Source organism: Streptomyces sp. CA-278952 (genome assembly GCF_028747205.1).
Lineage (GTDB): Bacteria > Actinomycetota > Actinomycetes > Streptomycetales > Streptomycetaceae > Streptomyces.
This window is the reverse complement of the sequence record NZ_CP112880.1, coordinates 4,977,399-4,992,066: the sequence shown is the minus strand read 5'-3', so window position 1 is coordinate 4,992,066 and position 14,668 is coordinate 4,977,399. Positions and strand designations below refer to the sequence as shown.

Below are 14,668 nucleotides of genomic sequence, written 5' to 3'. Positions count from 1 at the left end.
GATCACCCCGGCTCCCGGAGCGTTACGCTGCGTCGGTGATGGACAGCTCCGTACCTCCCCACCCGTCCGAGCCGCGGCCCCGGCGCCGTGACCGGCATGGCCGCGGTATGCGCGGGCCGGTCGCGCCACCGCAGGTGCCGCTGTCGGCCAGCCGGGGCGAGACCTTTCGTGATCTGGTCCAGGACTCGGTGGAGCGGCTGGAGCGGCGCTGGCCCCAGCTGGCCGAGGTCGACTTCGTCGTCCTCGATGTGCCCGGCACCCCGGAGGAGGTCGTTCCGCTCGGCAGCGCGGTCTCCGCGGGCAAGGGGCGGCCCGCGCAGATCGTCGTCTACCGGCGGCCCGTCGAGATCCGCACCAAGAGCCGCGACGAGCGTGCCCTGCTCGTGCACGAGGTCGTCGTCGAGCAGGTCGCCGAGCTGCTGGGGCTGGCGCCCGAGTCGGTCGACCCCCGGTACGGGCAGGACTAGCTCCCTGGAGCCGGGCCCCTGGGGTGATCCCGTGGAGTGATCCCCTGGGGGCTCGAGCCAGGGGCCGGCAGGCGCCGGCTCGGCTGTCGGAGGAGGTCCGGTCGCGCTCAGTCGTCCAGGACCGAGAGGTCCTGGCGGGCCGACGGGACCTCGACCGTGCCCCCGTCGTCGGGGAGCGTCTGCACGGTGAACATCTGGACGCCGCCCTCGGTGCGCGCCAGGGTGCGCGACGCGTGGACCGGGCCGCCCGAGGTCGTCTCGACGGTCAGCGCGTAGGCGCCCTTGAGGCCTTCCGGGGCCTTCGGAGTGACGGCGAGGGTCGTGCCGGCCTTGACCGTGTACGTCTCGACGGCCGGTTCGCCTCCGTCGCTGCCCGCCGACGCGGTGACCTTCACCTCGGCGGTGGCGCCCGGTGCGGTCAGGGACAGCGTCGAGCCCTTGGCCCGGTTGTCCGGGACGCTCGCCCGTGCGCCGACCGGTCCGGTGGCCGGGATGTAGGCGATCTCCTGCTTGTCGCCCTTGCCGCGGACCACGCGCAGCGCGGCCACGATCGGGGTCGCCCGGTCCTTCCGGACGGGGCTCAGCCGCAGGGAGCCCGGTTCGCCCCGGGTGACGTCCTTGAGGTCGACGGCCGCCGTCATCGAGGACTTGATGTGCAGAGTGGCGTTCCCGGCCGGGGAGAACGCCGCGTTCTTCCCCAGGAGCTGGACCTTCACGTCGGCGTCGTCCTCACCGGGGGCGAACGCCACCAGTTGTACGGAGGTGGCGTCGGCCGGGATGCCGGGCAGCACGAGCGTGCCGGTGGGGTCGTCGGACGCGGTGATCCAGTCGCTGCCCGCCTTGTCGTCGGCGCTGAGGACGACCGCGCCGACCCGGCCCGAGCGGGTGGTGACGTGGGCGGTCAGGTGGTCGACGGCCTCGGCGGTGAGGGTGGACAGCAGAACGGCGACGCTGGAGCGGGCCGGCACGGTGATGCCGTCGCCGACCTCGGACTTGAGCGCGCCCTCGGGGCCGTACAGCTCGATGTCGGCGACGGCCGCGGAGTCCTCGGGGTTGGTGAGGTGGAGGTAGTCCTGGCGGGACTTCGCGGTGCTCGCGCCCGGGAACCAGAAGTCCGTGTCGGGAGCGGTGCAGGTGACCCCGAGGAGCCCGCGGGCGCCGCCCACGGTGACCTCGGTGGTCTGCTGGGCGGCCCAGCCGGGGGCCAGCTTGCCGGTGGCCGTGCCGACGAGGGCCGGGGCGTCGGAGCCGTCCGCCTCGGCGACGACCGGCTTTCCGGGCTCCTGCACGGCGAGGACCGGCTTGTCGGCCTTCTCCTTCGCCTTCTCCGCCGCCTCCTCGGCCTTCTTGATCTTCTTCGGGTCGGTCTCGTCCTCGGCGTCCACGACCGGCAGGGCCGGCTTCAGCTCGGCGGTGCCCTTGGCGTCGCCGCCCTCGCCCGCCGGGGTGAACGCGGTGTACTGCGTCTCCGCGAGATCGGAGTCGCTGGGCGCCGGGCAGACCAGGCTGGAGCGCTCGACCGGCAGCAGCGCGGCGGACTTCGTCCCGGTGTCCGCCGGGGCTCCGGGCGCGGTAATCGTGGCGAATCCGGTGATGGCGGCCAGGACGGCGGCGCCCGCGATCAGGGACAGGTGGGTGGACTTCACTCGGAATCGCCTCGCGATGCGTTACCGGTCTGCCACGGGGCCTGGCCCGGGGCCGGGGGGTCGGTCTGTTCGCCGTTCTCGGCGGGGTGCCGGTCGGGCTGGGGCGGCTGGGCGGGGTCGGGGTAGGGCTGCTGGTACTGCCCGCCGACGTACTGGCCGTACTCGTCGTACGCGCTCTGGTCGTTGCTGTACGCGCCCTGGTCGTTGTAGGAGCTCTGGTCGTTGTACGCGGCCTGCCCGCCGTACGTGCCCTGCTCGTTGTACTGCCGTGTGTAGGGGTCCTGGGCGTCGTAGCCCTGGTAGCCGGCGCCCTGCTGCTGCTGCTGCTGCTGTTGCTGTTGCTGTTGCTGTTGCTGTTGCTGTTGCTGGGCGTACGGGTCCGGCTGGTACGTCGCGTAGTAGTCGGCACCCTGCTGCTGGCCGTCCCACTGCGCGTACTCGCCGTACGGGTCCTGCTGTTGCGGGACCGCCGCGTAGCCGCCGGTGGCTTCCTGCGGGTCGTGCGCCGGGGGATGGGCGGCGTACGGGTCGGCGGACTGCTGCGCGGGGATGTACCCCCCCGGGTCCGCGGCCGGGCCCGGGACTCGCGACGGGTCGCGGTCGTCGGGGTGGACGCCCTCCCCGTCCCCGGACCCCGTGGGCTCCCCGGTCTCCTCGGCGGCGGCCGCCGCCTCGGCCTGGGCCGCGGCGCGCAGCCTGCGGGCGCGGCGGCCCTCTCCGTCGACCGGCTCGGCGGCGACGGCGGGCGCCGCCTCCTCGGGCAGGTCGTCGTCGATCTCCCGGCGGCGGCCCGGCAGGGCCATGACCACCAGGACCAGGAGGAGTCCGGCCTGCGCCCAGATCCACGCGGTGTGCGTGATCGGGGCGTCGTGGGTGAGGTCCAGACGGCCGCCCTCCGCGGGCAGTTCGAAGCCCTGGGCCCAGCCGTCGACGGTCTTGCGGGGCAGCGGCTTGCCGTTCAGGGTCGCCGTCCAGCCCGGGTCGGCGGCGTCCGCGAGCCGCAGCACGCGGCCCGCTTCGCCGGACGGGATCTCGGAGTGGGCCTCGACGGCGGCCGAGCCGACCGGAAGGTGCTCGCCCTCGCCGGAAGCCGGGGTGATCATGACGCGGGCGACCTGGCGGTCCACCCGCCACAGGGCGCTGCCGTCGAGCTGGCTGAGGCGGCTGAGCCCGGGCGTCGAGTCGAGGACCCGGCTCATCTCGCGCGGCGCCCCGTCCCGGACGAGGACGTAGCGGATGGCGAAGCCGCTGAGCTGGCCGCCCTGGTCGGCTCCGGAGCCGGCGACGAGGTTGGCGACGACCTTGTCGAGGTGGCTGTTGCTGCCGCCCGCCTCGGTCAGTTCACCGTCGCCGAGGCGCGCGCCCGAGCCGCGGACCAGGCTGTACTCAACGGAACCGGGCGAGCTGCCGCCGAGGACGAGGGCGCGGGGCTGGTCGCGGGTGGTGCTCTCCTCCGCCACGAAGGCGGGCACCTGGACGGGGTCGCGCCGCTCCAGGGGTCCGTCCGCGCCGCCGATCATCCAGCCGACCGCGGCCAGGGCCGGGGCCAGTCCGGCGGCCAGCGCGATCAGTACGGCGACGGGCTGGCGCCAGCCGAAGCTCTGTTCGGCGACCCGGATACGGGCTCCGTCCGCGCCCACCAGGGCGGCGGCGATCAGGGCGGCGCCGTAGACGAGGGTGGCGGGTCCGGCCCAGGTGGACCCGTTGGCGACAGCGGCGAAGAGGAAGCCGACGAGCGCGACCGCCCAGGCGGCGCGGACGGCGAACTGCCGCTCCCCGCGCAGCAGGGCGGCGAGCGCGGCCAGCACGATGCCGAGGAGCAGGATGCCGCCCGTCGCCCCGGGGCCGCCGGGGCTGATGCCGAGCAGGTCGAGGCCCGATGCCGTTCCCGTACCGAGGTCCACGCCCGCTTCTGTCAGGAACGCGGACGGGTCCGTCAGGAGGGTGAGCGACCAGGGGGCGAGGACCAGCACCGGGGTGCCGACGGCGGCGACGAAGCGGAGTCCGTACGCCGTGATGTCGCCGCGCCGCAGAACGAGGACGCCGATGCCGAGGACCACGGCGAGCGGCCAGACGATCGGGGTGAACGCCATCATGACGGTCAGCAGCAGGGTGTACGCCCAGGTGGCGCGCCAGCTGCCGCGCTCCCCCGCCGCCCTGTCCGCCTTCAGCCCGTGGGCGGCGACGCCCGCGCGGGCGGCCAGCGGGAGCAGGACGAGGAGGACGGCGGTGCCGAGCCGGCCGGTGGCCAGGGCGCCGGTCGCGGCGGGCAGGAAGGCGTACGCGACGCTCGCCCAGGCCCGCAGCAGCCGGGAGGGGAGCAGCGGGCGGGAGGCGAAGTAGGCGGTGAGCCCGGCCAGCGGGATCGAGCAGACGAGCAACACGCTGATGGCGAGGCCGGTCGAGCCGAGGAAGAGGGCCGACAGGGCGGCGAGCAGCGCGAGGTAGGGCGGGGCCGTCTGGGTGCCGCCGGTGCCGACGGTGTGCCAGGCGTCCGCGTAACTCGCCCAGAGCGCGCCGGCCTCGGCCGGGGCGGGCAGCAGGGCGCCGCCCGCCAGTGCGCCGCCGCTGAGGAGGTTGCGGCCGGCGATGAGGGAGACGATCAGGAGCAGCGCGAAGAGGATGGGTCCCGGTTTGCGGCCGATGCGCTTGAGGCGGGCGAACTGGTCGACTTCGAGGAAGTCGGCGTCGTCGCCGCCGGGCCCGGATTCGACGGCTCCGTGGCGTGAACCGCCCGAGTCGGCGTCCGTACGGCCGCCGAAGTTGCCCGCGACCTGGTCGACGGTGGCCCGGACGGTCGCGCCCGGCGGCGGGAACAGTGCGCGCAGCTCGGCGGCGTCGACGGCGCCCTTGCCGCGGTTACGGCGGGCGGCGAGGATGCGGCCGGGGCGCAGCAGGGTGCCGAGCAGGCCGGTGACCTCGTCGAGGGCCTGGCCGGGCACCTTGCCGAGGAGGTAGGCGAGGGTACGGAGCAGGGTGCCGACGACGAGCCGGAGCAGGACCCAGGGCAGGGCCTTGCCGCGGGCGTTGACGAGCATCGTGTAGACCGCGCCCGCCTTGTCGACGCGGTGCGGGCTGGCGACCGAGCGGCCGGCGCAGTCGATGGGGCGGCGTTCGCGGGCGGAGGCCTCGGCGTGCCGCAGGACGGCGTCCGGGGCGACGAGGACCCGGTGGCCTGCCAGGTGGGCGCGCCAGCACAGGTCGACGTCGTCGCGCATCAGGGGGAGCCCGCGGTCGAAGCCGCCGAGCTCCTCGTAGACGTCGCGGCGGATGAGCATGCCGGCGGAGGAGACGGACAGGACGGTACGGACCTGGTCGTGCTGGCCCTGGTCCTGCTCGCGGCGGTCCAGGCCCGTCCAGCGGCGTCCGCTGTTGGCGATGGAGACGCCGACTTCCAGGAGCTGCTTGCGGTCGTACCAGCCGCGCAGTTTGGGTCCGACGATCGTGGCGTGCTGGTCGGTGTCGACGACGCGCAGCATCTCGGCGAGCGCGTCCGGCTCGGGCGCGCAGTCGTCGTGCAGCAGCCAGAGCCACTGGACCGGTTCGCCGTGCGGCAGTTCGGGGAGGTCGTAGTTCTCGTCGACCCAGGTCCGGCCGGCCGGGTCCCAGCCGCTGGGGCGCTTGAGGTACGGCAGGTCGTCCGGGGTCAGGATTCCTGCCGTGCGGGCCGCCTCGTCGACGGCGGTGCCGAAGCTCGTACGGCGTGCGAGGTGCAGGACGCGTTCGTCGCCGAGCGCCTCGGTGACCAGCCGGGCCGAGTCGTCGGCGCTGCCGGTGTCGGCGGCGACGACGTTCTGTACGGGGCGTTCCTGCCCGAGCAGCCCGGCCAGCACGTCGGGCAGCCAGCGGGCGCCGTCGTGGGAGACGAGCACGGCGGTGACGACGTGCCGGGGGAACTCTGGGGCGGCGGCGGCCGCGTTCGGCGCCGCCGAGTGGCTGTGCACGGACATCGAGGTACGGGCCCTCCGGCCGGGTCCGGGGGCGTCCCCGGGGGCTGCATCGGTGTACACGCGCGCGCCGTCGGGGCGTTGGCGCGTCTCGGACGGGGCCCCACACTAACGGTACGGACAGGTGGCGGGGGTCGGAGCGGGTGAAGGGGCCGGGCGCGAACGTGCCGACGGCCCGCCTCCCGAGCCCCGGGGAAGGGGTCGGTGGACGGGCCGTCGGGGGCGGGGAAGCGAGTCCGGGGGCCTGCCGGACAAGATCCGGGGGCCTGCCGGACAAGAGGGGCCGCCTCGGCCGGAAGCGCGGGGAGTGCGGGATGGAGGGGGCGGGGAGTGGGAGTGGGGGTGGAGATGGGGAGGTGGGGGTGGGGAGTGAGGCTTGTGGGTGCGGGGGCGTGCGGTGGGGTGCGCGTCGCTCTGGGGCTCCCGAGGCGGCGGCGACCGGGTGATGGTGGTCCGGGGTGCGGTGGGGCCGGGTGGGAGTGTTCGGGGTGCGCCCGGTCTGGTGGGGGGTGTTCGGGTGCGCACGGGGGCCGGGTCGGTGCCCGGGTGGTTCGGGGTGCGCCCGGGGGTGGTCCGGGTCGGGATGGTTCAGGATGCGCCCGGGGGTGGTCCGGGGTGCGCTGGTTCGGGGTGCGCCCGGGGTGGTCCGGGTGCGGTGGTCGGTGGCCGACGCCTCCTGTGGCGGGGCCGGTGGGGGCGGACGTCAGATGGCGGCCTTCTTGAGGCGCCGCCGCTCCCGCTCGGAGAGCCCGCCCCAGATTCCGAAGCGTTCGTCGTTGGAAAGGGCGTACTCAAGGCATTCCGAACGCACCTCACAGGCGAGGCAGACCTTCTTGGCCTCGCGGGTGGATCCGCCCTTTTCGGGAAAGAAGGACTCGGGATCGGTCTGGGCGCACAGTGCGCGCTCCTGCCAGCCGAGTTCCTCGTCCGCGTCCTCGACCAGCAGTTGCTGGAACAGCTCGGTCATGTGCGCCCCTCGTCTGTCTCTTGCGTCCCGTGATGCAGCCGTTTGCGGCTGAACGACACGAGTGAAATTACAAGTGTGTAGCTCCGGGCCAGTCAAGCGAGGATCTGCTATTGGCCCTGGGATTCACTCTGCGGAACCAAGCGTATGCAGAAAGTGTTGAAATCAGCAAAAACCTGACATATGCCGCTGGCTCCACAGCTCCGCACTCTCTCCCGTGAGAGACGAGCGAAGGCACCCTTGTGTTGCGATTCGATCACCGAAGCGATCAAGATCACAGTCAGGTCACGGAGCGTCAGTCGCGTTTGAGGGCGCGGATGATGCGCCACATGTCCCTGCCTGGGCGCGCATAAACCTTTCTCCAGACCCGGCAACCGGAAAGGGTGAAACATTGCCCCCATTTCGGGCATTGGGTTGACAGCGGACGGCCGAGCCGGTCTCCTTGGTCCCATGCCAGCGACCACAGCCCTGCACGTCACCCACATCCGTGGGTTCCGTAGTGCTGTCCAGGCCCGCTGTTGCTGTTCCAGCTGTCACAGCTGTTGATGCCCTAGCGCTCCAGCTCTGATCCAGCCTCTCAGTCTCTCCGGTCGAGCGTCTTTCTTCGTCTCCTCTCGCTCCTGCCCCACACCTCGCACCTCCCTGCGGCTCGTTTCCGGGCTGCCGACGCTCACCGCGACTCCCCGCACGCGTACCCCCATGCCGAGGAACTACCGCAGCCATGAACAGCAGCGACAGCGACCTTCAGATCGCCGGCGACATCCTCGAGGTCCAGCACCTCCTGCAGCCCGCCCGCGAGCACCCCTCCACCGTCTCCGAGTTCGTCGGCCTCGCACGCTCCATCGCGGCCGACCGTGCGCAGTGGGCCGGAATCGTCCAGTACGACTCCGCCTCCCGCTGGTACCACCGCCTGCACCAGGGCCCCGGCTACGAGGTGTGGCTGCTCAGCTGGGTGCCCGGGCAGGGCAGCGGGCGTCATGACCACGGCCTCTCCGCCGGCGTACTGACGGTTCTGGAGGGCGAGTTGACCGAACACACCGAGCGCGGGACGCGCGCTCTCGGCGCGGGCGCGCAGCGTGCCTTCGGCCCGGGGTACGTCCACGAAGTGGTCAACGACTCGCTCGAACCGGCCGTGAGTCTGCACATCTACTACCCGGGCCTGACCGAGATGCCGATGCACGCCACGCAAAGCGCCCCGACGGCCGTGGGCGCCGTACCCGCCTGACAAACTGCTCCGCATGCGCATTGTTGTTCTGGCCGGTGGCATCGGCGGTGCCCGCTTCCTTCGCGGCCTCAAGCAGGCCGCGCCCGACGCGGACATCACGGTGATCGGCAACACGGGTGATGACATCCATCTGTTCGGGCTGAAGGTCTGTCCCGACCTCGACACCGTGATGTACACCCTCGGTGGTGGCATCAACGAGGAGCAGGGCTGGGGGCGGACCGACGAGACCTTCCAGGTCAAGGAGGAGCTCGCGGCGTACGGCGTGGGCCCCGGGTGGTTCGGGCTCGGCGACCGCGACTTCGCGACCCATATCGTCCGTACGCAGATGCTGGGCGCGGGCTATCCGCTGAGCGCGGTCACCGAGGCGCTCTGCGCCCGGTGGCAGCCGGGCGTGCGGCTGCTCCCCATGTCCGACGACCGGGTCGAGACGCATGTCGCCGTCGAGATGGACGGCGAGAGCAAGGCGATCCACTTCCAGGAGTACTGGGTGAAGCTGCGCGCCTCCGTCGAGGCGCAGGCGATCGTGCCGGTCGGCGCGGAGCAGGCCAAGCCGGCCCCGGGGGTGCTGGAGGCCATCGGTGCGGCCGATGTCATCGTCTTCCCGCCGTCGAATCCGGTGGTGTCCATCGGCACGATCCTCGCCGTGCCCGGGATCCGGGAGGCCATCGCCGAGGCCGGGGTGCCGGTCGTCGGCCTCTCCCCCATCGTCGGGGACGCGCCCGTGCGCGGGATGGCGGACAAGGTGCTCGCCGCGGTGGGCGTCGAGTCGACCGCCGCGGCGGTGGCCCAGCACTACGGTTCGGGGCTGCTGGACGGCTGGCTGGTGGACACGGTGGACGCGGGTGCGGTCGGCGAGGTCGAGGCGGCGGGGATCCGCTGCCGGGCGGTGCCGCTGATGATGACGGACGTGGACGCGACCGCGGCGATGGCCCGGCAGGCCCTGGAGCTGGCCGAGGAGGTCCGGGCGTGAGCGGTTCTCCTGGTGGCGCCGGGGGCGGTAGTGTCGCGGCCTCTTCCGGCGGTGGTGTCGCAGCCTCTTCCGGCAGTGGTGTTGTGGCTCGCGGTGGTGGCGTTACTACCGGTGACGGTGGTGTCGCGGCTTCGGGTGCGCCCTCTTTCCGGGTCTGGGCGTTGGACGGGATTCCCGAGGTGCGGGCCGGTGACGATCTCGCCAAGCTGATCGCCGCGGCCGAGCCCGGACTGGTCGACGGGGACATCCTGCTCGTCACCTCGAAGATCGTTTCCAAGGCCGAGGGCCGGATCGTCCGGGCCGCCGACCGCGAGGCCGCCATAGACGCCGAGACCGTCCGGGTCGTAGCCCGGCGCGGGCCGCTGCGGATCGTGGAGAACCGGCAGGGTCTGGTCATGGCCGCCGCCGGGGTCGACGCCTCGAACACGTCGGCCGGGACCGTACTGCTGCTGCCCGAGGACTCCGACGTCTCCGCCCGGGCCATCCGGGACGGGCTGCGGGACGCCCTCGGCGTGGAGGTCGGCGTCGTCGTCACGGACACCTTCGGGCGGCCCTGGCGCAACGGGCTGACCGATGTCGCGATCGGGGCCGCCGGGGTGCGGGTGCTGGACGATCTGCGCGGCGGGACGGACGCGTACGGCAATCCGCTCAGCGCCACGGTCGTGGCCACGGCGGACGAGCTGGCCGCGGCCGGGGACCTGGTCAAGGGCAAGGCGGAGGGACTGCCGGTCGCCGTGGTGCGGGGGCTGCCGCATGTGGTGGCGTCCGGCGACGAGCCCGGTGCCCGTGCGTTGGTGCGGGCCGCCGCCGACGACATGTTCCGGCTCGGGACGTCCGAGGCCGTGCGGGAAGCGGTGACGTCGCGGCGAACGGTGCGCGAGTTCACCGACGAGCCGGTGGATCCGGGGGCCGTGCGGCGGGCGGTGGCCGCGGCGGTGACCGCGCCGGCCCCTCATCACACGACGCCGTGGCGGTTCGTGCTGCTGGAGTCCGCCGCGTCGCGGACCCGGTTGCTCGACGCGATGCGGGACGCGTGGATCGAGGACCTGCGGCGCGACGGCAAGAGCGAGGAGTCGATCGCCAAGCGGGTGCGGCGCGGGGACGTGCTGCGCAACGCGCCGTATCTGGCGGTGCCGTGCCTGGTGATGGACGGCTCGCACAGGTACGGGGACGAGCGGCGCGACGCCGCGGAGCGCGAGATGTTCGTCGTCGCGGCGGGCGCGGGCGTGCAGAACTTCCTGGTGGCGCTGGCGGGTGAGCGGCTGGGGTCGGCGTGGGTGTCCTCGACGATGTTCTGCCGGTCCGTGGTGCGGGAGGTGTTGTCGCTGCCGTCGTCCTGGGATCCGTTGGGGGCGGTGGCTGTGGGGCATGCGGCGGGGGTGCCTCGGGAGCGGGGCGTTCGCGATGCGGAGGCGTTTCTCACCGTGCGGTGAGGTGGGGTGGGGGCGGGGGCCGTTGGGTGCCGCTTGCCTGGGTGCGGCGGGGTGCCGCTGCGTGGGGCCCTGTCCCCTGCCCATGCCCCGGCCCCCTTGTCCTCAAGCGCCGGACGGGCTGGATTCGGGGCTCCGCCCCGGACCCCGCTCCTCAAACGCCGGAGGGGCTGGAAACAGCCCCGGACGGCAGGAAACAACGTCGGAGGGGCGGGAAGCGCGTCACCCCGGAGAAGTCAACAGGTCACGGAAGGCTGGAAAGGCCCTGGTGGCTACAGGTGGGTGATGTTGCCCGGGGTCATCCTCGGGGACCGGCGTTTCGGGGTGTGGCCCGAGAGCAGGATCAGGCGGGTCGCTCGGTGGCGCTGGCCCTCGTACGGGGTGAGCAGGGACAGCATCTCCTCGTCGTCCGCGTCGCGGTTGTCCGCCAGGACGTGGCCCACGATGCCCGGGAGGTGCAGGTCGCCGACCGTGACCGCGTCCGGTGCGCCGTTCGAGCGCTGGAGGGTCTCGGCCGAGGTCCAGGGGCCGATGCCGGGGATCAGTTCCAGGCGGGTCAGTGCCTCGGGGAGGCTCATCGTCGCCGCCTCCTCCAGGCGGCGGGCCACGCGGACCGCGCGCAGGATCGTGGACGACCGCTTGGCGTCGACGTTCGCCCTGTGCCATTCCCAGGACGGGATCATCGCCCAGCCTCGTGGGTCCGGCATGACGTGCAGGCCCAGCTCCGCGGTGGGGCCGGGGGCAGGGGTGCCGAAGCGGCGGACCAGGTGGCGCCAGGCGCGGTACGCCTCGTCCGTGGTGACCTTCTGCTCCAGGATGGAGGGGATCAGCGACTCCATGACCAGGCCCGTGCGGAGGAGCCGCAGGCCCGGGCGGCGGTGGCGGGTCAGGGCCAGCAGGCGGTGGCGGGGGACGAAGGCGTCCGGGTCGTCGTCCGCGCCCAGGAGTGCGGGGAGCCCCGCCAGCAGCCAGTCCGCGCCGGGGCCCCAGGCCGCCGCCGCGATCCGGTCGCCGCGCGCCGCGAGGCGCAGGGTGCCGGGGCCCTCGGGCGTTCGGGTGGCCCGCCAGAACGTGCCGTCCGCGACCATCCGGAACGTGGGGTCCGCCGGGCCCCGGCGCAGGGGGCCCAGGACGAGGCGGAGGTCCAGCGGGCCCGCCGGGGCCCACTCCCGGGTCAGCGGCGGTCCGTCGTGCGTGGGCGCGGCCGTCCGAGGCGCCGGGGCGGCAGCCTGGTGCGGCAGCGCCGCTCGCGCGGAGCGGGGGGCGAATCGTCCTGCCACGGGTGGCCTCGGTGTTCTCGGTGCGGAGGGGCGTCCTTCGAGGGTACGGGTACGGGTGCGGGGCTACTGGTCCGAGGAGAAGCGGACCGAGGCGTCCGGCAGGAGGGCGCCGCACCAGATCCTGATCCCGTCACGCAGTTCGTTGTCCGCGCCCACCTGTGCCCCGTCGCCGATCACCGCGCCCACCAGCACCGTACGGTCGCCGATCCTGGCGCCGGCCCCGACCAGCGAGTCCGTGATGACCGCGCCCGCTTCCACGACCGCGCCGTCCAGGATCGCCGACCCGTCTATTCTCGCGCCCGCGCCGATCACCGCGCCGGCGCCGACCACCGTGCCGCCGGTGAGCTTGGCGTCCGGGGCCACGGAGGCGGTCGGCAGGACCAGGCGGTCGCCGCAGCGGCCGGGGACCGCCGGGGACGGGGCGCGGCCGAGGACGAGGTCGGCGGAGCCGCGCACGAAGGCGCCCGGGGTGCCCAGGTCCAGCCAGTACGTCGAGTCGACCATGCCCTGGAGATGGGCGCCGGAGGCCAGCAGTCCGGGGAAGGTCTCGCGTTCGACGGAGACGGGCCGGCCGGCCGGGATGGAGTCGATGACCGAGCGCCGGAAGATGTACGCCCCGGCGTTGATCTGGTCGGTGACGATCTCTTCCGGCGTCTGCGGCTTCTCCAGGAACGCCGTGACCCGGCCCGTCGCGTCGGTCGGCACGAGGCCGAAGGCGCGCGGGTCCTCGACCCGGGTCAGGTGGAGGGAGACATCCGCCCCGGAGACGGTGTGCGAGGTGACCAGGGCCCGGATGTCGAGCCCGGTCAGGATGTCGCCGTTGAAGATCAGGACCGGTTCGTCGGGCCCCGAGGACAGCTTCGGCGCGACGTTGCGGATGGCTCCGCCGGTGCCGAGCGGTTCCTGCTCGGTGACGTACTCGATGTGCAGGCCGAGCGAGGAACCGTCGCCGAAGTGCGGTTCGAAGACCTCCGCCAGGTAGGACGTGGCGAGCACGATGTGCTCCACCCCGGCCGCCCTGGCCCGCGCCAGTTGGTGGGTGAGGAAGGGGACCCCCGCCGCCGGAACCATCGGCTTCGGGGTGTGCACCGTGAGCGGGCGCAGCCGGGTGCCTTTGCCACCGACCAGGAGGATCGCTTCTTTTGCCTCTGTCACAGCACCGTCTCTGCTTCCTGCTGGGGCCTGGCCTGGTTGTGGCTGGCCAGTCTAAGCAGACCGGTCGGAAACGCCCCGGTCAGCGGCCCTGCAGTTTGGCGGAGCTGGTCCGGGCCTTGCCGAGCTTCTTGTAGAGACGCGCTCCGGGGCATTCGGTTGCGAAGGCGTTCCGATGGCCCGAGATGACGTTCATCTTGACCTTCTTGCCCTTCGCGTACTTGCCGCTTCCGCCGGAGACGAGGGTGACCTTGCCCTTGGGGTTGGCCCCGAACAGTCCGAGCTTCCAGGCGGTGAGCTTGGCGACGGCGGTCACCGCGGCGGCGGGCGGGTTGGTGGAGGAGTACGTGCCGAGCACGGCGACGCCCATGGTGTTGGTGTTGAAGCCCAGGGTGTGGGCGCCCAGGACGGCCTTGGAGACGCCTCCGGCCCGGCCCTCGTAGATGTTTCCGCACTTGTCGACGGCGAAGTTGTAGCCGAAGTCGCGCCAGCCGCTGCTCTTGACGTGGTAGCGGTAGATGCTGCGGAGCACCGAAGGGGCTTGCTTGCAGGTGTAGTTGTTCCCGCTCGCGCTGTGGTGCACGAAGGCCGCCTTGACGGACTTGGTGTACGCGAAGTTGCGCTCGCGGAGCTTCTCGTCCGCGCCCCAGCCCTTGCGGGTGACGATCTTCGGGCGGGGGCCGATGTACGGCTTCGCCCCGGCCGCGACGATCGCCGCTTCCTCCTCCGTCGCCGCCTTGGTCAGCGCGGGGATGACGGCCGCGCCGAGCGGCGCGAGGTCCGCGTTGACGGCCGAGGCCGCGGCGGATTCGGCGGTGAGCGCCTCCGGCACGGCTCCCGTCGTCGTCGGCGGCACCGGGTTGCCGGCGAACGCCGCCGGGGTGACGGTCCGGCCGGCGAGGGCGTCGGGGGCGGGTTCGGGCGCGGGGTCCTCGCCCGGGTCGACGAGTTCGAGGCGCAGCCCCTCGGGGAGCGGCACGGCGGCGGACCGGTGCTGCGGATCGGCGGCTTCCGGGCGTACGCGTACCTCCACGCCGTCCGAGTCGCCGACCCAGAGCGGGGCGGTCGCTCCGCGCACGGCGCCGGAGTTCCGTTCGGCGCTGCCGAGGTCGGCGGCGTGCTCGGCGTTGTGGGTCTCGACGTCCTGCCAGTCCGACCAGTTCGCGCCGCCGGTCGCCCGGGTGCGGACCTGGACCGTGCCGTGGAGTTCGGCTTCGGCGTCGTCCCAGACCACGCCGACCAGGGAGAACGGGCGGGCCGTCCGCCGGTCCAGCCCCTGGCCGGCCGCCGCCGGGCCCATGGACCGGTCGGACGGTGCGGCGAGGGGTTCCAGGGGCAGGGACTGCGTCGAGCCCGCGAGCGCGGCCGCACGGGTCTCGTCGGTGCGCGGCGGGGCGGCTTCGATGTGGGCCGCCGGCGGGCCGGACCCGGGCGACTCGGGGGACAGGGAAGGAGGCCGGGCCGTGGCGGAGTGCGCGGCCGGGGTGGACAGGGCGGGGGCGGCGAGCGGCAGGGTGAGGGCTGCCGCGCAGGTGACGCCGACTGAGGTGACCAATAGTGCACGCATACGCATGATCCTCGCCATAT

Annotated in this window: 10 protein-coding genes; 4 read left to right on the top strand and 6 right to left on the bottom strand. The window is 73.3% G+C overall.

What is annotated here, in order from left to right; all coding sequences use genetic code 11:
* Positions 1–38 precede the first annotated feature (38 nt).
* Complete coding sequence (locus N7925_RS22450) at positions 39–467, top strand: metallopeptidase family protein (protein WP_265601258.1); 429 nt, start codon at positions 39–41, stop codon at positions 465–467.
* A gap of 107 nt (positions 468–574) precedes the next feature.
* Here the strand turns inward: N7925_RS22450 and N7925_RS22445 are convergent, their stop codons facing one another.
* The 3 genes from N7925_RS22445 to N7925_RS22435 all read right to left on the bottom strand — a co-directional run bounded on the left by N7925_RS22445 (position 575) and on the right by N7925_RS22435 (position 7,027).
* Positions 575–2,113 carry a DUF5719 family protein gene (locus tag N7925_RS22445; protein WP_274344957.1) on the bottom strand — a complete coding sequence of 513 codons (1,539 nt, stop codon included), beginning with the start codon at positions 2,111–2,113 and terminating at the stop codon, positions 575–577.
* Entirely contained in the window at positions 2,110–6,063 is a 3,954-nt protein-coding gene (locus tag N7925_RS22440) for a glycosyltransferase family 2 protein (protein ID WP_274346533.1), read from the bottom strand. Before N7925_RS22440 ends, N7925_RS22445 begins: the two co-directional genes overlap by 4 nt.
* Positions 6,064–6,763: 700 nt before the next feature.
* Complete coding sequence (locus tag N7925_RS22435; RefSeq protein ID WP_003968728.1) at positions 6,764–7,027, bottom strand: WhiB family transcriptional regulator; 264 nt, start codon at positions 7,025–7,027, stop codon at positions 6,764–6,766.
* A 718-nt stretch (positions 7,028–7,745) separates the two neighbouring features.
* On the opposite strand from N7925_RS22435, the gene N7925_RS22430 reads away from it, so the two are divergent.
* The 3 genes from N7925_RS22430 (at position 7,746) to N7925_RS22420 (ending at position 10,652) form a co-directional block, all read left to right on the top strand.
* Positions 7,746–8,249 (top strand): cysteine dioxygenase, encoded by a 504-nt coding sequence (locus N7925_RS22430; RefSeq protein WP_274344956.1) that lies wholly within the window; start codon positions 7,746–7,748, stop codon positions 8,247–8,249.
* 13 nt (positions 8,250–8,262) lie between these two features.
* A complete protein-coding gene (cofD, locus tag N7925_RS22425; RefSeq protein WP_265601254.1) occupies positions 8,263–9,219 on the top strand; it encodes a 2-phospho-L-lactate transferase in 957 nt (318 codons plus the stop codon).
* Between the two features lie 83 nt (positions 9,220–9,302).
* A complete protein-coding gene (locus N7925_RS22420; RefSeq protein ID WP_274344955.1) occupies positions 9,303–10,652 on the top strand; it encodes a coenzyme F420-0:L-glutamate ligase in 1,350 nt (449 codons plus the stop codon).
* Between the two features lie 269 nt (positions 10,653–10,921).
* Here the strand turns inward: N7925_RS22420 and N7925_RS22415 are convergent, their stop codons facing one another.
* The 3 genes from N7925_RS22415 to N7925_RS22405 all read right to left on the bottom strand — a co-directional run bounded on the left by N7925_RS22415 (position 10,922) and on the right by N7925_RS22405 (position 14,648).
* Positions 10,922–11,929, bottom strand: a complete 1,008-nt coding sequence (locus tag N7925_RS22415) for a DNA-3-methyladenine glycosylase family protein (protein ID WP_274344954.1) — start codon at positions 11,927–11,929, stop codon at positions 10,922–10,924.
* 63 nt (positions 11,930–11,992) lie between these two features.
* Complete coding sequence (locus N7925_RS22410; RefSeq protein ID WP_265601252.1) at positions 11,993–13,084, bottom strand: NDP-sugar synthase; 1,092 nt, start codon at positions 13,082–13,084, stop codon at positions 11,993–11,995.
* A gap of 79 nt (positions 13,085–13,163) precedes the next feature.
* Positions 13,164–14,648: a peptidoglycan recognition protein family protein gene (locus N7925_RS22405; RefSeq protein ID WP_274344953.1), complete on the bottom strand. Its 1,485-nt coding sequence runs from the start codon at positions 14,646–14,648 to the stop codon at positions 13,164–13,166.
* Positions 14,649–14,668 lie beyond the last annotated feature (20 nt).